Below are 17,380 nucleotides of genomic sequence, written 5' to 3' on the forward strand. Positions count from 1 at the left end.
GGGGGTTGGACGCGCATGATCGTTTCGAATCCGGTCCGGTCGACCCGATGAGCCGCTGGGCATGGGTGTGGCATGTGCTGTCGCGGCGGCTGTGGTTTCGCGCCGCCGCATTCTGCGTGGCCGCCGTGCTGCTGGCGCTGGTCGCGCCGCTCACGGCGCCGCTGATTCCCTATCAGCTCGGCGCGAAGCTGGGGGCCGATGCGGTCGGCAACATCCTGACGATCCTGGCGTCGAGCATGCTGACCGTCACCACCTTTTCGCTGGCGGCGATGGTCGCGGCCTATGGCGCGGCGACCACCAATGTCACCCCGCGCGCGGTGACATTGCTGGTGCAGGACAAGACATCGCAGAACGCGCTGTCGACCTTTCTCGGCGCGTTCCTGTTCGCGATCGTCGGCATCTGCGCGCTATCGACCGGTTTCTACGGCGCACAGGGGCGGGTGCTGCTGTTCGGCGGCGCGATCGCGCTGATCGTCATCATTGTCGTCACGCTGCTGCGCTGGATCCAGCATCTCGCCAAGCTGGGCCGGGTGCATGACAGCATCGTGCGCGTCGAGCGTGCGGCGTTGTCGGCGGTCGATTCGGTGCAGCACCCGCCGCGCATCGCCGCGCTGGCGATGCCGCCGGTGCCGGCCGATGCCGAACCGGTCTTTTGCGCCGACCGGATCGGCTATGTCACCAATATCGATCTGGGCGAGTTGCGCGATGCGATGGGCGATTGCGGCGGGCGGGTGATGCTGGGCGTGGTGCCGGGCAGCTTCATCGACCCCGGGCGGGCCGCCGCCTGGGTGACCGGTGGCGATGCCGCGACGATCGATCGCGTGCGCCGCGCGATCACGATCGAGCGCGACCGCAGTTTCGACCATGATCCGCGATTCGGCCTGATCGTGCTGTCCGAAATCGCCTCACGCGCGCTGTCGCCGGCGGTGAACGACCCCGGCACCGCGATCGCCGTGCTGGGCGCACAGTTGCGGGTGATGCAGAAGCTGTCGCAGAGCGAGGGGGCGCCATTCGACGAACGCGTGGTGCTGCCGGCCCTGGCGATCGAGAAGCTCGTCGCAGACGCGTTCCGCCCGGTCGCGCGCGACGGCGCCGGACAGATCGAGGTGGCGCTCAAGCTTCAGAAGGTCCTCGCGGCGCTCGCGCATATCGAGCCGCAATGGTCGCCCGCCGCGCGTGCCGCCGCGCGTGAGGCGAGCACGCGGGCGAGCGCCGCGCTCGCGCTGCGGGACGACGCGCTGGCGGTGGCGCGCGCCTTTGACGACTGGCCGGACTGACGGGGAGGTCAGCCGGGGTGGTAGAAGTCGTGGACCTGCTGCGCGACCGCCGCTGACACGCCGGGCGCTTTTTTGAGGTCGTCCAGGCTGGCCCCGCGCACCGCCCGCGCGGTGCCGAAATGCATCAGCAGCGCCTTTTTCCGTGCCGGACCGATGCCCGGCACTTCATCCAGCGGCGATGCGCCGATCGCCTTTGCGCGCTTCGCCCGGTGCGCGCCGATGGCGAAGCGGTGGACCTCGTCGCGCAGCTTCTGGATGTGGAACAGCGCCGCCGCGTTGGTCGGCAACATCCGCTCGCTGCCGTCCATCAGGTGGAACACCTCGCGCCCCTCACGCCCATGATGCGGCCCCTTGGCGACACCGACCAGGCAGACGTCCTCGATCCCCATCTCCTCCAGCACCGCGCGCGCGGCGTTGAGCTGGCCCTTGCCCCCGTCGATCAGGACAAGGTCGGGCCACACGCCCCTGTCGCGGTCGGGGTCCTCCTCCTGCGCGCGGGCGAAGCGGCGGGTGAACACCTCACGCATCATCGCGAAATCGTCGTCGGTCGCCGCGCTCTTGATGTTGAACTTGCGATACTGGCCCTTGCGGAACCCTTCCGGCCCGGCGACGATCATCGCGCCGACCGCGCTCGTCCCCTGGATATGGCTGTTGTCATAGACTTCGATCCGGTCGGGCGGTTCGGCCAGCCCGAACAGGTCGGCGATCTCCCGCAGGATCCGCGCCTGCGTCGTCGATTCGGCCATGCGGCGATCCAGCGCCTCGACCGCGTTGCGCTCGGCCTGTTCCATCAGCTTGCGCCGCGCGCCGCGCTGCGGACGGCTGATCTCGACCTTGAATCCCGCACGCTCGCCCAGCGCCTGCGCCACCACGTCGCACTCGGGCAGGTCGCGATCGATCAGCACCGTACGCGGCGGCGGCACCTCCTCATAGAATTGCATGAGGAACTGGGTCAGCACCTCCTCGTCCGGCACTTCGGCGGTGTGCGCGGGGAAAAAGGCGCGATGCCCCCAATTCTGGCCGCCACGAATGAAGAAGGCCTGGATGCCGATCTGTCCCTGTTTGGCGGCGAGCGCGAAGATGTCGGCATCGCCCACCCCCTCCGCATTGATCGCCTGCGACCCCTGGATGAAGGTCAGCGCCTTCAGCCGGTCGCGCAGCACGGCGGCCAGTTCGAAATCGAGGGTCTCCGCCGCCGCCTGCATCTGCTCGCCGAGCTTCGCCTGCACCTTGGTCGATTTGCCCATCAGGAAATCGCGCGCGTCGGACACCAGTTCCTCATACCCCGCCTTGTCGATGCGATCGACGCAGGGGGCCGAGCAGCGGCGGATCTGATAGAGCAGGCACGGCCGGTCGCGGGTATTGAAGAACCCGTCGGTGCAACTGCGCAGCAGGAACAGTTTCTGAAGCGCGTTCAGCGTCTTGCGTACCTGCCCCGCGCCCGCGAACGGGCCGAAATAATCGCCCTTGGCCCGTCGCGCACCGCGATGCAGCTGGACGCGGGGAAAGTCGTGATCGCCGCGCAGCAGGATGTAGGGAAAGGATTTGTCGTCGCGCAGCAGCACGTTGTAGGCGGGCCGGAACCGCTTGATCAGCTGCGCCTCGAGCAGCAGCGCCTCGGCCTCGTTATTGGTCGTCACGACGGTCATGCCGCGCGTTTGCGCGATCATCCGACGCAGGCGGTTCGACAGCTTCGCCGGCTGGGTGTAGTTGGCCACGCGATTTTTCAGCGCGCGCGCCTTGCCGACATAGAGAACGTCGCCGCGCGCATCCTGCATGCGATAGACGCCGGGGCGCGCGGGCAGCGTCTTCAGCACGTTGCGGATCGCCGCGACGCCGGCATCAAGGTCGGGCGTTTCCGACCCGCGCACCGCAAAGGTCGCGCCTTCCTCATTGAACCGGTTCGGGGAATTGGGGGAGGACATCGCCCCCGATCTAGGGACTGTCCACCGATTCAGCTAGCCGGCAGCGTGGCGATCCACGCCTCGATCCCGTCGGTATCGGCCAGCGCGCCGTTCCAGCGATATTTGGGTACCGCCGGCACATTCGATCCACGGGTACGGCCGCGATACACCTTTGTCGGTAGCCAGGCCCGCATGACTCCGCCGGGCAGTTCGAACCCCCGCACCTCCATATACAGCGTGTCGGCATCGGTTTCCTGCCCCACCTGGGTCGCACCCAGATCGGTCAGGACATCGACCGCGTCGAGACAGGCCGACGCACAGCCGAAATCGGTGAGCACGAAGATCCGGGCGCGCACCGGATCGGCGCCCGCGGGCAGAGCAGGGCGGACGCCGGACGGATTCTCTGGGTCCGCAAAGCGCCAGAACGCCTGCCCCTTTGCCTTTGCCCCCTCCATGCCGGCGATCATCAGCTTCACGAGCCGGTGGAGTTCCGGACTGTCGGCCGGGTCGAGCTTCTTGGCGAAGTCGCTGAAATTGGCGATGTTGCCGTCCGACACGCGATAGTCGGTTTCCGACGCGCTCCAGGTCTTGGCATCGTACCAGGGCTTGCCCCACAAGGCGCGCGCCGTGCGCGCCATCCATTCGGATGACCCCCCGCTATTGCCACGCAGGTCAAAGACGAGGCGCGGCGCGGACGCCAGTTCGGCATGGCGCGATTCGATCTCGCGCACCAGCGCGGTCAGTTGCGCCCCGTCCTCGCTCTGGGGATCGCTTTCGAACGTCCCCATGCGGATCCAGAAGCCGCCATCGGCCTGTTTCCTCAGACCGATTCCCGTGCCGAACCGGGTCCCTACCGTCTCTGCGATCAGCGTGCTGCGACGCGTGCTGTCGATTGGCGTCCAGTTCAGCCGATAGCCCATCCGCTTCCCCGCCGATTCGAACGTGCAGCGCTTCGCCGGCGCGCGCCATGGATTGTCGGACCGCAGGAACAGGCGCGGCGCGGTCCGCACGCGCGTCGCGGTCAGCCGCCACCGCCCGGTCAGCGGCCCTAGCCGTTCCGCCGCGAATTGCTCGACACCCTTGCCATCGCACCCGATCAGGCGTGCGCCCGGCGCGGGCCGCGCTTCGCCTTCGCGCTGCACGACGCGCCACGCGCCGTCACGCAGCGCGACGACGAAACCGGGCCAGGTGAACGCCCAGGGGTGCGCATAGCCCTGATCGATCGGCGCGACACCCAGATGCCCGTCATCAAAGGCGTTGCCGAATTCGACCATCGCCCAATAATATTCGCGATAGCCGATACCGGCTTTCGCCCGAGACATCGCGAGGCGGTAACTGCGGTCGAGCAGCGCGTCGAAGCCGGGATTTTCCGTGTCCAGAGGACCGGGATGCGAATCCAGAATCGCGGCACGAAACGCGGTCGCGTCCTGACGGAGCAGGGACGCGTAATCGCGCGCCGGTGCCTTTTGCACGCCGGCATCGGATTGTGCCGACGCCGCACCAGCGACGACCAGCGCCACCGCAGCAACGGCACATGCAACGGATTTCACCACCCCGATACTCCTCCATCGGCAGCTATAGCCGGGCTTTTGCCCCCTTCCACTGCGATCTGCGCGGGGCTAGCCTGCCGCGATACAAAAGGGGGATTATCACATGCGCCTGCTCGCCGGCCTGCTCGCCACCAGCCTTCTTGCCGCGCCGGCGCTTGCCGGACCCGATTTCGCGCCGGCGGTGGAGGCCGATTATGCGGCGCACCTCGAAAAGCTGTTCGTCGATTTCCACCGGAATCCGGAATTGTCGTTCAAGGAAACCCGCACCGCCGCGATCATGGCAAAGGAATTGCGCGCGGTCGGCGGGATCGAGGTGACCGAGGGCGTGGGCGGCACCGGCGTCGTCGGGGTGATGAAGAATGGCGAGGGTCCGACGGTGCTGGTGCGCGCCGACATGGACGGCCTGCCGCTCAAGGAAGACAGCGGCGTCGCCTATCCCTCCACGGTCACCCAGGTCGATATCGACGGCGTGACGAAGCCGGTGATGCACGCCTGTGGCCATGACGTGCATATCACGTCGATGATCGGCACCGCGCGCCAGCTGGCGCGGATGAAGGATCGCTGGCGCGGCACCGTCGTGTTCGTGGTGCAGCCCGCCGAGGAGCGGATCGGCGGCGCGCGCAAGATGATGGAGGACGGCCTCTATACGCGGTTTCCAAAGCCCGATTATGCCGTCGCGTTTCATGTCGCGGCGGGGGTTCCCACCGGCAAGCTGATGCTGGAGCCGGGGATTTCCTCCTCTTCGTCGGACAGCGTGGACATCACCGTGTTCGGCGTCGGCACCCATGGCGCCGCGCCGCATATGGGCAAGGACCCGATCGTCATGGGCGCCGAGATCGTGATGGCGTTGCAGACGCTGGTCAGCCGGGAGATCGCCCCTCTCAGCCCCGGCGTCGTCACCGTCGGATCGTTTCATTCGGGGTTCAAGCACAACATCATCTCCGACAAGGCGGAACTGCAACTGACCGTGCGGTCCGACGATGAGGGGACGCGCAAGAAGCTGCTCGACGGGATCAAGCGCATTGCCGAGAATGTGGGGCGGATGAACGGCCTGCCCGAGGACAAGCTGCCCAAGGTGCGCGTCGGATTCGAATCGACGCCGGTGACGATCAACAACCCGGCGCTGACGGGGCGCGTGCAGAGCGCCTTTACCGGCGCGTTCGGCGAAACGATCCTGCATCGCGAACCGCGCCAGTCGATGGGCGCGGAGGATTTCGCCTATTTCATTCAGCAGGACAGCGGCGTTCCGGGCGCCTATTTCCAGGTCGGCGGCACCCCCCAGGCGGAGATCGACGCGGCGAAGAATGGCGGCAAGCCGGTGCCTTCACACCATTCGCCCTTCTTCAAGATCGACCCCAAGGCGTCGGTGACGCTGGGGACCGAGGCGACGACGGTCGCGGTGCTCGATCTGCTCAAGCCCAAAAGCTAGCGCTCGACGCGCGCGTCCATGATCCAGAGCGCGGCCAGAAGCGCGAGCGCACCGATGGTATAGACCCAGGCGATCAGCCGGATGTTGAGCGCGCCGAGTTGCTTGATCCGGTGCGCCGACAGCCGCGACTGGATCGCGCAGGCACGGCGTTCGGCCATCCAGACGATCAGGATGCCCAGCGCGACGAACAGCGTCGCGATGACGCGCGGCAGCCAGACGGGTTCGATCGCGCCGAACAGCACGTGAAAGCCCAGGCCGATTCCCACCGTCGCGAGCGCGGTGCGCGCCCAGCCGCTGAAGGTTCGCTCATTCGCCAGAAGGGTGCGGTCCTCGGCCAGATCGGTCCGCTCTTCGGCCAGCCGGTTCTTGGTCTTCGCGTCATCGCCCATGCCGGCTCAACGCCCGACGCGGCGGATTGCTTCGCGCGCCAACCAGTGTAATGGTGAGATAATACACACTGGAGGGTTCGATGAAGCTGTTCGCCTGTGCAATATCCGCCGCATCGCTGGCCGCGATCGCGGTCCCGGCCATTGCCGGCCAGACGGTCAGCAAGCCGGTGGTCGCCGCGCTCGCCAATCCGGACCGACCCGCCGATCAGCGGGCGATCGACGGTCGGCGCAAGGCGGGTGAGATCCTGACCTTTGCCGGGATCAGGCCGGGGGACAGGGTCGCGGACTTCGTGATGGGCGGCGGATATTGGACCCGCATCCTTTCACCGCTCGTCGGTCCGAAAGGCAAAGTCTATGCCTACCAGCCCGCCGAGTTCATCAAGTTTCAGCCATCCTATGCCGAGCAGCAAAGGGCCGCCGTCGCCGGTCTGTCCAACGCCGTCGCGAAGGATGAGAGCTTTGGCGCGCTCGCCTTTCCGGAAAGGCTGGATGCGATCGTCACCGTCCAGAATTATCACGACCTGTTCCTGAAACCCTTTCCCCGCACCCTGGCCGCGGACGTCACGAAGAAGTTGTTCGACGCGCTGAAGCCGGGCGGCGTGCTGCTGGTCGTCGATCATGTCGCGGCGAGCGATCCGGACAATGTCGCGCCCGACAAGCTGCACCGGATCGATCCCGCCATCGCGCGGGCGGCGATCGAACAGGCGGGCTTCCGCTTCGCGGGGAAGCTGGACGTGCTGCGCAATCCCGACGACCCGCACGGCGCCAGCGTGTTCGACCCGTCGATCCGCGGCAAGACCGATCAGTTCATCTATAAATTCGTGAAGCCGAAACGCTGAGGCCATGCGGACACGCGCCGGCATCGCCCCACAGGCGAGCGGGCGGCGACCGATGCGGACTGGCCCGAACCGGCGGGTGGCGCCATCCCGCCGTCCCGTGGCCGACGCGCGCGTGATCCGGCAACACGCTTGACCGACAACGAAAAGGCCCGCGATCCGGATGGACCACGGGCCTTTTTCAACGGCTTCAGCGCCGGTCAGTTGACCGTGCCGAGACCCGCGATCGTGCGATCCACCAGCGCCTTGTCGGCACCGGCATCATGCTTCTGCGCGATGATCGCCGCAGCGGCCTTAGCGGCGGCATCGGCGGCGCGCGCGCGGACCTGGTCGATCGCGGCGCGTTCGGCGGCGGCGATCTTCTCCTCCGCCATCTTGCCGCGACGCTTCACCAGATCGTCGGCGTCCTGCTTCGCCTTCGCGACCAGCGCCTTCGCTTCCTCATCGGCATGGGCGACCATTTCGGCGGCCTGGGCCTCAACACTGGCGATCCTGCGCGCATATTCGTCGCGCAGCGCCTCGGCCTCGTTGCGCAGCGCCTTCGCCTCGTCCAGCCGGGCGCGAATCTGGGCGATCTGGGTATCCAGCCCACGCGCGATCAGCCCCGGAACCTTCTTCCACAGAAGGATCAGGATGAAGGCGAGCATCGCGATCGACACCCACACGGTCGAGGTCAGCAGACCGAAGCTCGCGGGGTCGGCATGCGCCTCGCTCGGCCCGCCATGCTGAATGGTCACCGCCTTCGTTCCGGTGTCGGGAAGGCCCATGCCCTTGCCCTTCGCCGCTTCGCTCAAATTCTCTGCCACGGGATCCCCCGCCTGGGCAGGCGCCGTCTGAACGTCAGCCATTGAGCGCCGCCTTCACTGCCGTCTTTGCCTCGGCAGCGGTGACCTTCGCCCCCGAAACCTTGGCGACGATGTCCTGCGCCGCCTCGGCGGCGACCGCTTCGATCTCGCCCTTCGCCGCTTCGGACGCCGCAGCGATGCGCGCCTCCGCCTCGACGACTCTCGCGTCGAGTTCGCCATTCGCGACGGCGAGCTTCTTCTCGGTCTCGGCGGCGGCCTTGCCGCGCGCCTCGGCGAGCTTCGTCTGCGCCGCCTCACGCGCCGCATTTTCATGCGCCCGCCAGCTTTCCTCGGCGGCGTCCGCCTGGACGCGCGCCGCCTCGGCCGCCTTAAGGTCGTCGGCCACGGTCTGATCGCGCTGATCGACCGTCGCCTGAACCTTGGGCGCCATGCCCCGGCCGATGACGAAATAGACGATGCCGAAGGTCACAAACAGCCAGAACAGCTGAGAGGCCCAGGTCGCCGCGAGTTGCGAGATTTGAGGCATATTGATCCTGTCCTGTCACGGACCGGAGCAGCGGAACGCCGCCCCGGCCCGAACGGGAGAGCAGTTACGCGACGAAGATCAGGATCATCGCGACGACGAACGCGAGCAGGCCGAGAAGCTCGGCGGCCGCGAAGCCGATGAACAGGCGGCCCTGCTGGCCGTCGGCCGCACCCGGATTGCGCAGCGCGCCTTCAAGGAACGAGCCGAAGACGTTGCCCACACCGATCGCGGCCATGCCCGCGCCGATCGCGGCAAGGCCGGCGCCGATGAGCTTCGCCGCTTCCGGGCTGATCATGCTGGTCGGTTCCATTTTCAAAACTCCTGCTTCAAATTCAGTTGGTGGTTGTTGACGAAAAAACTCAGTGCAGATGCTCGGCGTCGTGGATGTAGAGCGCGGTGAGCAGCGCGAAGACATAGGCCTGAATGCCCGCCACCAGCACTTCGAGCGCCGAAATGCCGACCATCAGCGCGAAGCTGGGGATGCCGACGATCCCGCCCCACATCGGGCTGGCCGCGCCGGAATTGATGACGAAGCCGGCCAGCACCTTCAGCAGGATGTGGCCCGCGGTCATCGCGACGAACAGTCGCAGGCCCAGGCTGAACGGGCGGAACAGGAACGAGATCAGTTCGATGACAAAGATCATCGGGACCATATAGCCCGGCGTGCCGGCCGGCACGAACAGGCTGAAGAAGTGAAAGCCATGCTTCCAGAAGCCGACGATCAGCACGATCGAGAAGCTGAGCAGCGCGAGCACGCCGGTGATCGTGAAATGGCTGGTGAAGGTGAACGGATGCACGCCGAACAGCCCGAGCGGCAGCAGCCCCAGCAGGTTGGCGAACAGGATGAACATGAACAGCGAGAAGACATAGGGCAGATATTTCCGCCCGCCCTTGCCGATATTGTCATCGACCAGCTTGGCGATGAAGCCGGTGAAGTTTTCCACCAGCATCTGCCAGCGGCCGGGTACGACCTGCTGCTTCATGCCGCCGGCCATGAAGACCCACAGCACGATCATCGCGACGACCATCCACAGCGCCGAGTTGGTGAAGGCGATCTGATGCCCGCCGATGTTGAAACCGTCCCAGATCGTCTGCACCTCAAACTGGTGCATCGGGTCGATCTTGCCAGATTCTGCCGCCACGCCGTCTTCCTGTTTGATCGGCCCGCCGGGGCGCGCCGCTCTTCGTTTGTCTACCGCGATTTCCGGGCGCCGCGCGCGGGCGGCTGGAAATCACTTTGGCAAAAGCGCCCGAAAGTCACTTCGAGCGCTGGTTCGAAATCCTGAAGATGTTCCTGAACGCGACCCCGATTCCGAGGAACAGCATCACGAGCAGGAGCCAGGGGGATGTTCCGAGGAACCGATCGAGCAGCCACCCGATCAGCGCCCCTCCCGCCAGACCGCCGACCAGCTCGGCGAGAACGCGATTGCCCAGGCGATAATCATCCTCGCCCTTGTCGTCGCTCTCGCCTCTGCGGATCGCCTCATCGGTTTGCGCCCGCGCCAGCCGCTCGTTCAGCGCGGCGATGCGTGCATCCTCCTTGAGGGGGTCCAGTCCGGGCTCGTTCTCGGCCATCTCGTCTCTCCACAGCCTCCAGCCACGTCGCAGGACACCGGGCAAAACGCATGCGCCGAGCGGCAAGCCCGCCAAGGCACGCGCGCTTTAGAAAGGGGGGGGAGCCGAGTCAACCGCGGTGCAACAATCGTGCGTGCGAACGCGCGACGCCCGGTTGCCGACCGCCCCCGCCGGGAACCGCTTCCCTTCGGCAGGATCACCCTCTACCCAATGCCTATGGGCGCGGCCGACAGCGATGCGATCACCGACGGCAGCGGACATCGCGCGCGACTGCGCCAGCGCCTGTTGAGCGACGGCGAGGGTCTGCTGGACCATGAGCTTGTCGAATATCTGCTCGCACTGGCGATTCCCCGCCGCGATACCAAGCCGCTGGCAAAGGCGCTGCTCCATGAATTTGGCGGGCTGACCGGCCTGTTGACCGCGGAAGCGGAAGCGATCGCGCGCGTACCGGGAATGGGCGAGACGTCGGTCGCGGCGATCAAGATCGCGCACGCCTCCGCCCTGCGCCTGCTCAAGGGCGAGGTGGCGGCGCGGCCGGTGCTGGCGAACTGGCAGGCGCTGCTCGACTATCTGCGCGCCGACATGGCGCCGCATGTGATCGAGCGGGTGCGCGTGCTGCACATGAATTCGCGCAACATGCTGATCCGCGACGAATTGATGCAGGAAGGGTCGGTGGACGAGGCGCCGGTCTATGTCCGCGAAGTGATCCGCCGCGCGCTGGAACTGGGATCGGCGGCCATCATCCTGGTGCATAATCATCCCAGCGGCGATCCCGCGCCCAGCCGGGCCGATATCGAATTGACCCGCAACATCGTCGAGGCGGGCAAGCGACTGGGCATCGCCGTACACGATCACATCATCATCGGCTCCACCGGCCATTCCAGCCTGCGGGGCATGGGCCTGATGTAAGCGCGCGCACATGCGGGCGCGCACGGAGATTTGACGCGGAACGGCCGCCGGACCGAAATCCGGCGGCCGCTGGACGGGAGATGCGGATACCCGTCCGGGAGGGGCCTCTTACGAAGGCTGGGGGGCAAGGAAGCCCTTGAGTTCATCCTTGCTCACACCGCCCGATTTGTCGGTATCGGCCGCAGCCATCGCCTTGCCGATCCATTCCTTGTCCGCTGCCGACTCACCGGTGAAGGCTGGTTCGGCTGGCGAACGCAGCGCGACCATCCAGGCGCCGAATTCCTCGCTCTTCAGATTGCCGTCGGCATCCTTGTCATAGGTCGGAAAGTCCTGATCTACGATCTGGGCGATCTGCGCCGGGGTCGCCGGCTGCTTTGCAGGCTGCGACTGCGCCATCTGCGGCTCCGAAGTCGCCGGCTCGGCCGGGGTGGCCGGTGTCGTGGGCGTTGCCGCCACGGGCGTGCCGGGTGCCGTATCGGCCGGTTCATCCGTCGCCGATGGCGTGGCCGCCTGTGGCGGCGTTGCAGGTTCCGCCGGTGTGGCCGGCTCGGCTGGCGTGGCGGGCGCCGCCGGCGGCGATTCGGCCTGCGGCTCGCCAGCCGGCATGTCCTGCGCCAATACCGGCGCAGAAATCGTCATCGCGCCGGCAAGAAATATCGTCTTGAGCATTGAAAATCTCCTGCTCTATTGGACGAGAGGCACGTGATATTCAGCGCCACCCGTGAAGATATCGAACACCCAACAAACGCGTTGCATTTTTACAACGTTCCCTGAAAAATTACTTCGCTATCAACTTGACGATACATAACCTCGACTCGTCGCGTCACCGTTTGGATTTTGCGACGAGATGAAGCGCGGGGATGCGGTTTACGGCGCCCGCCCCGCTTTGCTAGGGGCGCGGCGCACCACGAAAGGCTTGCCATGGTTCCCCGCTATTCCCGCCCCGAAATGACCGCCATCTGGTCGGCCGAAAGCCGCTATGGCATCTGGTTCGAGATCGAGGCGCATGCGACCGACGCCCTGGCCGACCTTGGCGTCGTCCCGAAATCCGCGGCCAGGGCGCTGTGGGACTGGTGGGCGACGAACCCGTCGATCGACGTCGCGGCGATCGACGCGATCGAGGCGGTGACGAAGCACGACGTCATCGCCTTTCTGACCTGGGTCGCGGAAAATGTCGGCGAGGAAGCGCGCTTCATGCATCAGGGCATGACGTCGAGCGACGTGCTCGACACCTGCCTGGCGGTACAGCTGGCCCGCGCGGCGGACATTCTGCTGGCGGATATCGACGCGCTGCTCGCGGTCCTCAAGCGGCGGGCGGAGGAGCATAAATATACGCCCACGATCGGGCGCAGCCACGGCATCCATGCCGAACCGGTGACGTTCGGCCTGAAAATGGCGGAAGCCTATGCGGAGTTCGCCCGCAACAGGACGCGCCTGGTCGCCGCGCGCGCGGACATCGCGACCTGTGCGATCTCCGGCGCGGTCGGCACCTTCGCCAATATCGATCCCCGGGTGGAAGCGCATGTCGCCGGGAAGCTGGGCCTGGCGGTCGAGCCGGTTTCGACCCAGGTCATCCCGCGCGATCGCCATGCGATGTTCTTCGCCACGCTGGGCGTCATCGCCAGCTCGATCGAGCGGCTCGCGGTCGAAATCCGCCACCTTCAGCGCACCGAGGTGCTGGAGGCGGAGGAATATTTCTCCCCGGGCCAGAAGGGCAGCAGCGCGATGCCGCACAAGCGCAATCCGGTGCTGACCGAAAACCTGACCGGCCTTGCCCGCATGGTCCGTAGCGCCACGATCCCGGCGATGGAGAATGTCGCCTTGTGGCACGAGCGCGACATCAGCCATTCGTCGGTCGAGCGCTATATCGGTCCGGACGCGACGATCACGCTCGATTTCGCGCTGGCACGGCTGACGGGGGTGATCGACAAGCTGCTGGTCTATCCCGCGCGCATGCAGAAGAATCTCGACCGGATGGGTGGCCTGGTCCATTCGCAGCGCGTGCTGCTGGCGCTGACCCAGGCCGGAGTGAGCCGGGAGGACAGCTATCGCCTGGTCCAGCGCAACGCGATGAAGGTGTGGGAGAGCGACGGCGACCTGTCGCTGCTCGACCTGCTCAAGGCCGATCCCGACGTGACCGCCGCGCTATCGACGCAGGAGATCGAGGAAAAGTTCGACCTCGACTATCATTTCCGACAGGTCGATACGATCTTTGCACGGGTGTTCGCCGAGTGATGCGCGGTCCGGACGATTGACGGCGCGGCGCCTTGGTGATTTACCCGAATAATACAGGAGTGATCGATGGCCAAGGCGAAGAAACTGAAGGCGAAAGCCGAAAAGGCGCTGAAGACCGGCAAGCTGCCCAAGAAGGTGGCCGGAATCGAGCTGCCGAAGGAATTGCGCAAGCAGGGCGGAAAGCTGCTGGAGATGGCGCGCAGCCCGCTGGTCGGCGACCTGCTGGCCGCCGGGCTGGTGGCGCTGGCCGCGAACGTGCGCAACCAGAACCGGCCCAAGGACGAAAATGGCGCGAAGAAGGACCGGTCGGGCGCTGCCGAAGCGCTGGGTCAGACCGCCGCGACGCTCGCGACCGTCGTCGCCGCCCGGGCAGCGGAGAAGATCACCGGCAAGCTGACCGAACGCGCCGCGCCACCGGCCGCGCCCCGAGCGCCGGACGCGCCGGCGCCCCCGACCGCACCGGTCCCGCCGGAAAAGCCCGAACCGTCAGCGCCGCTCAAAACCACCGGAACCCGCAGATCCGCCGCCAAGCCCGCACCGGCACCGGTGAAGACGCCGCGCGCGAAGGCGCAGCCGCCGCTCAAGGCGGGCGCGACCCGCAAGCCGGCCACCCGCAAGCCGCGCGCGAAGCCGGCATCCTGATCCGCGCAGCCCGATGAGCGCGGTCGAGATCATCGGGCTGGCCGCCAGCGTCAGCCTGTTGGCGGGATGGCGGCTGTATCTGTGCGTGTTCGCGGTCGGGCTGGCGATGCACGGCGGCTGGGTGGCGCTGCCCGAACAACTGCGCGCGCTCGACGTGCTGGCCAATCCATGGGTGATCGGCGTCGCCGGCGCCGGCGCGGTCGCCGAATTTCTTGCCGACAAGGTGATGTGGATCGATTCGGCATGGGATGCGGTCCACACGCTGATCCGTCCGGTGGGCGGGGCGCTGCTGGCGCTGGCGATCGTCGATCCGTCCAACCCGGCCTGGCAGGTGGCGGTCCTGCTGCTGGGCGGGGGCAGCGCGCTGCTGACCCATGGTGCGAAGGCAGGCGCGCGCGCAGCGGTCAATGCCAGTCCCGAACCGTTCAGCAACATCGCGGTATCGACCGGCGAGGATGTGCTGACCGGCGGACTGCTGGTGCTGGCGCTGGCGAATCCGGTCGCCGCGGTCGGGATCGCCGCACTGATCGCATTGGCCGCCCTCGCGGCGCTGGTGATGCTGCGCCGACTGCTCAGGCGGCTGTTGCGGCGAACCGCGCAGGCACGCCCCGACTAACGGCCGCGCGTTCGGCCCGTGCCGCCGCCATTCACGCGAACAGTTCGTCCAGAAAATCGCGCATCGCCTGCCAGCTGCGGCGATCGGCATCCGCATGATAGCCGAATCCCGGCCGATCCGATCCGGCCATGCTGGCGTCGGTGAAGCCATGTCCCGCCCCGCCATACCCATGGATCTGCCAGTCGGCGCCGCCCGCAGACAGCTCCGCCGCAAGTCCAACGACCCGGTCGGGCGGCGCGAGTGGATCGTCCCAGCCGTGACAGACGAGCAGCCGGGTCGCGATCGGCGTGGGATAGGCATAGCCAGGCGGATCGAACAGACCGTGAAACGCCACCACGCCGCGCACGTCCCCACCCGCCCGGGCGAGGTCGAGCACCGCCTTGCCCCCGAAGCAATAGCCGATCGCGGCCATGCGCGCGGGATCGACATGCGGCTGCGCGCGCATCGCGGCGACGCTGGCGAACAGGCGGTCGCGCAGCAGCGCGCGGTCGGCGTTGAGCTGGTTCATATACACTGCCGGGTCCGGCGACTCGCGCGTCGTTCGCTTGCCCTGGCCGTACAGATCGGCGACGAACCCGACATAGCCGAGCGCCGCCAGACGGTCGGCGACGGCATCGTCCTGTTCCTTCCGACCCAGAACGTTCGGCACCACCAGCACGCCCGGCCGCGCCGCCCCGTCGGTGGTATCGCGCGCCGCGCACCCTTCGAACGGACCGCCCGGTCCGTCATAGATGATGCGTTGTCTTTCCACCGCCATGGCCATCCTCCGTTGCCCTGTCGCCACCATGCGCTAAGGACGCGGGCGACATCCCGCAAGGAGTAGCCCATGCCCACGCTCGTCCTGATCCGCCACGGCCAGTCCGCCTGGAACCTGGAGAACCGCTTCACCGGCTGGTGGGACGTCGATCTGACGGCGCAGGGTGTGGAAGAGGCCTGGGCCGCCGGACGGTTGATGAAGGAGAAGGGTGTCGATTTCGACCTGACCTTCACCAGCTATCAGACACGCGCGATCAAGACGCTCAACCTCGCGCTGGAGGCGATGGGGCGGCTGTGGCTGCCGACCGAGAAATCGTGGAAGCTGAACGAGCGCCATTATGGCGGCCTGACCGGCCTGGACAAGGCGGAGACCGCGGCGAAGCACGGCGATGAACAGGTCAAGCTGTGGCGCCGCAGCTTCGACATTCCGCCGCCCCTTCCCGAGGAGGGATCGCCCTGGGACCTGGCCAAGGACGAACGCTACAAGGGCATCCCGATCCCCCAGACCGAGAGCCTGAAGGACACGATCGCGCGCGTCCTCCCATATTGGGAGGAACGGATCGCCCCCGAATTGCGGGCGGGCAAGCGCGTGCTGATCGCGGCGCACGGAAATTCGCTGCGCGCGCTGGTCAAGCATCTGTCGGGCATTTCGGACGAGGAGATCACCGGGCTGGAAATTCCGACCGGCCAGCCGATCGTCTACGATCTCGCCGACGATCTGACCGCGACCGATCGCTATTATCTCAGCGAGCGCTGACACATATCCGGGCCGGACGGGAAGGACCGGGTCAAAGGTTGTCGCGGAACATCGCGACCATGTCCTCGACCCGGTCGATATGCGCGGGCGCGATCGACACGATCGTGCGCCGGCTGTCCATCGGATGGACCTCGCGCACCAGGATGCCGGCGCTGGCGAGCCGTTCGACATGGCGCAGCGCGGTGGTGCTCGGTACGCCCGATCCGTGGCACAGCGCCTTGACGCTCACCTCGCGCCCCTCGGCACGCGCGGCGACCAGATCGAGCAGCATGTCCCATGCCGGATCGCGCATGCACTCGATGCCGAGCAGGGTGTTGCGACGGGTGCGCAGGCGGCGCAGGCGGCCGGCATAATCGCCGACGGGACGCCCTTCCGCACGCTTTTGCGCGGCACCGGTAACCGCCTCTTCGATCCGGTCGATCGCTTCGGTGATCGAACAGCCGTTGCGGTTCGAAACCGCCATGGCCAGACCCAGCAGACGCGCCAGATCGTCGGGAGAAAACTGATGATTCACGCTGATTTACGAACCGCCCCTGCTACACGGGACGTCCTTTGACACCAAAATGGAGCCGGCGTGTACGCCGAACGGCTCCGCTTTAGCAATCCATTTCGGGTAACCCGCGCGCCCGATCAGCCGGACGCGTTCAGATTATGGGTCAGACCGATCTCTGCGTTCAACAGCTTCGAAACCGGACAGTTCGCCTTTGCCTCGGCCGCCAGGCGCTCGAACTCCGCCGGGTCGATTCCCGGCACCGACGCATCGAGCGTCAGATCGGAACGCGTGATCGTGAAGCCGCCATCGCGCTGTTCCAGCTTGACCGCAGCCTTTGTTTCCAGCGTCCCGTCCGCATGGCCCGCACGGGCGAGCGCGAAGCTGAGCGCCATGGTGAAGCAGGCGGCGTGCGCCGCGGCGATCAGTTCCTCCGGATTGGTGCCGGGTTCGTCCTCGAACCGCGTGTTGAAGCCATAGGGCTGGTCGGACATCACCCCCGACTGGGTCGAGATGCTGCCCTTCCCCGCCTTGCCGAAACCGGAATAGCGGGCGCTGGCGGTGCGGGTGGTCATCGATCGATCTCCTGATAGTCGGTTCGCAGCAGCAACGACGGGGCGGGGCCGGCGTTCCATGCCTGCGACCGGTCCTTCCCACATCCCGAGCCACGATGTAGAGCGGCG

The 17,380-nt window shown here is 66.7% G+C and carries 20 protein-coding genes; 8 read left to right on the plus strand and 12 right to left on the minus strand.

What is annotated here, in order from left to right; genetic code table 11:
- Positions 1–47: 47 nt before the first annotated feature.
- Positions 48–1,277, plus strand: coding sequence for a DUF2254 domain-containing protein (locus KF783_RS14465; protein WP_294080561.1), 1,230 nt, complete (start codon positions 48–50; stop codon positions 1,275–1,277).
- Positions 1,278–1,285: 8 nt separating this feature from the next.
- On the opposite strand, the gene uvrC is transcribed toward KF783_RS14465, so the two are convergent.
- Positions 1,286–3,202 (minus strand): excinuclease ABC subunit UvrC, encoded by a 1,917-nt coding sequence (uvrC, locus tag KF783_RS14470; protein ID WP_294080563.1) that lies wholly within the window; start codon positions 3,200–3,202, stop codon positions 1,286–1,288.
- Between the two features lie 29 nt (positions 3,203–3,231).
- Complete coding sequence (locus KF783_RS14475) at positions 3,232–4,731, minus strand: S41 family peptidase (protein WP_294080566.1); 1,500 nt, start codon at positions 4,729–4,731, stop codon at positions 3,232–3,234.
- Positions 4,732–4,834: 103 nt separating this feature from the next.
- Between KF783_RS14475 and KF783_RS14480 the strand changes: the two genes are divergently transcribed.
- Positions 4,835–6,160, plus strand: a complete 1,326-nt coding sequence (locus KF783_RS14480; RefSeq protein WP_294080568.1) for an amidohydrolase — start codon at positions 4,835–4,837, stop codon at positions 6,158–6,160.
- Here the strand turns inward: KF783_RS14480 and KF783_RS14485 are convergent.
- Positions 6,157–6,549 carry a DUF202 domain-containing protein gene (locus tag KF783_RS14485; RefSeq protein ID WP_294080570.1) on the minus strand — a complete coding sequence of 131 codons (393 nt, stop codon included), beginning with the start codon at positions 6,547–6,549 and terminating at the stop codon, positions 6,157–6,159. The genes KF783_RS14480 and KF783_RS14485 overlap by 4 nt on opposite strands.
- 80 nt (positions 6,550–6,629) lie before the next feature.
- Here KF783_RS14485 and KF783_RS14490 point away from each other — a divergent pair, with 80 nt between their 5' ends.
- On the plus strand, positions 6,630–7,388 hold the full coding sequence (locus tag KF783_RS14490) for a methyltransferase (RefSeq protein ID WP_294080571.1): 759 nt from the start codon (positions 6,630–6,632) through the stop codon (positions 7,386–7,388).
- A gap of 197 nt (positions 7,389–7,585) precedes the next feature.
- Here KF783_RS14490 and KF783_RS14495 read toward each other — a convergent pair whose 3' ends face one another.
- The 5 genes from KF783_RS14495 to KF783_RS14515 all read right to left on the minus strand — a co-directional run bounded on the left by KF783_RS14495 (position 7,586) and on the right by KF783_RS14515 (position 10,292).
- Entirely contained in the window at positions 7,586–8,233 is a 648-nt protein-coding gene (locus KF783_RS14495; protein ID WP_294080572.1) for a F0F1 ATP synthase subunit B, read from the minus strand.
- Positions 8,226–8,717: an ATPase gene (locus KF783_RS14500; protein WP_294080574.1), complete on the minus strand. Its 492-nt coding sequence runs from the start codon at positions 8,715–8,717 to the stop codon at positions 8,226–8,228. The genes KF783_RS14495 and KF783_RS14500 overlap by 8 nt, the downstream gene beginning before the upstream one ends.
- 64 nt (positions 8,718–8,781) lie before the next feature.
- Positions 8,782–9,009: a F0F1 ATP synthase subunit C gene (locus KF783_RS14505; RefSeq protein WP_254292488.1), complete on the minus strand. Its 228-nt coding sequence runs from the start codon at positions 9,007–9,009 to the stop codon at positions 8,782–8,784.
- A 67-nt stretch (positions 9,010–9,076) separates the two neighbouring features.
- Entirely contained in the window at positions 9,077–9,859 is a 783-nt protein-coding gene (locus KF783_RS14510; protein WP_294080576.1) for a F0F1 ATP synthase subunit A, read from the minus strand.
- A 115-nt stretch (positions 9,860–9,974) separates the two neighbouring features.
- Positions 9,975–10,292, minus strand: coding sequence for an AtpZ/AtpI family protein (locus KF783_RS14515; protein ID WP_294080578.1), 318 nt, complete (start codon positions 10,290–10,292; stop codon positions 9,975–9,977).
- Between the two features lie 216 nt (positions 10,293–10,508).
- On the opposite strand from KF783_RS14515, the gene radC reads away from it, so the two are divergent.
- The gene (gene radC / locus KF783_RS14520) at positions 10,509–11,201 is read left to right on the plus strand and encodes a DNA repair protein RadC (protein ID WP_294080579.1); all 693 of its coding nucleotides are present in this window, start codon (positions 10,509–10,511) and stop codon (positions 11,199–11,201) included.
- 108 nt (positions 11,202–11,309) lie between these two features.
- On the opposite strand, the gene KF783_RS14525 is transcribed toward radC, so the two are convergent.
- Complete coding sequence (locus KF783_RS14525; RefSeq protein WP_294080581.1) at positions 11,310–11,819, minus strand: EF-hand domain-containing protein; 510 nt, start codon at positions 11,817–11,819, stop codon at positions 11,310–11,312.
- 303 nt (positions 11,820–12,122) lie between these two features.
- On the opposite strand from KF783_RS14525, the gene purB reads away from it, so the two are divergent.
- The 3 genes from purB (at position 12,123) to KF783_RS14540 (ending at position 14,694) form a co-directional block, all read left to right on the plus strand.
- Complete coding sequence (gene purB / locus KF783_RS14530) at positions 12,123–13,436, plus strand: adenylosuccinate lyase (protein WP_294080583.1); 1,314 nt, start codon at positions 12,123–12,125, stop codon at positions 13,434–13,436.
- Positions 13,437–13,502: 66 nt separating this feature from the next.
- Complete coding sequence (locus KF783_RS14535) at positions 13,503–14,078, plus strand: hypothetical protein (RefSeq protein ID WP_294080585.1); 576 nt, start codon at positions 13,503–13,505, stop codon at positions 14,076–14,078.
- A gap of 13 nt (positions 14,079–14,091) precedes the next feature.
- Complete coding sequence (locus KF783_RS14540) at positions 14,092–14,694, plus strand: DUF4126 domain-containing protein (protein WP_294080587.1); 603 nt, start codon at positions 14,092–14,094, stop codon at positions 14,692–14,694.
- A 31-nt stretch (positions 14,695–14,725) separates the two neighbouring features.
- On the opposite strand, the gene KF783_RS14545 is transcribed toward KF783_RS14540, so the two are convergent.
- Positions 14,726–15,451, minus strand: a complete 726-nt coding sequence (locus KF783_RS14545; protein ID WP_294080590.1) for a dienelactone hydrolase family protein — start codon at positions 15,449–15,451, stop codon at positions 14,726–14,728.
- A gap of 69 nt (positions 15,452–15,520) precedes the next feature.
- Between KF783_RS14545 and gpmA the strand changes: the two genes are divergently transcribed.
- Positions 15,521–16,207 (plus strand): 2,3-diphosphoglycerate-dependent phosphoglycerate mutase, encoded by a 687-nt coding sequence (gene gpmA, locus KF783_RS14550; RefSeq protein ID WP_294080592.1) that lies wholly within the window; start codon positions 15,521–15,523, stop codon positions 16,205–16,207.
- A 31-nt stretch (positions 16,208–16,238) separates the two neighbouring features.
- On the opposite strand, the gene KF783_RS14555 is transcribed toward gpmA, so the two are convergent.
- Positions 16,239–16,721 (minus strand): MarR family transcriptional regulator, encoded by a 483-nt coding sequence (locus KF783_RS14555; RefSeq protein WP_294080594.1) that lies wholly within the window; start codon positions 16,719–16,721, stop codon positions 16,239–16,241.
- 116 nt (positions 16,722–16,837) lie between these two features.
- Entirely contained in the window at positions 16,838–17,272 is a 435-nt protein-coding gene (locus KF783_RS14560; RefSeq protein WP_294080595.1) for an OsmC family protein, read from the minus strand.
- Positions 17,273–17,380: the final 108 nt, after the last annotated feature.

Origin of the sequence: Sphingomonas sp., assembly GCF_019635455.1 — a bacterium.
GTDB lineage: Bacteria > Pseudomonadota > Alphaproteobacteria > Sphingomonadales > Sphingomonadaceae > Sphingomonas.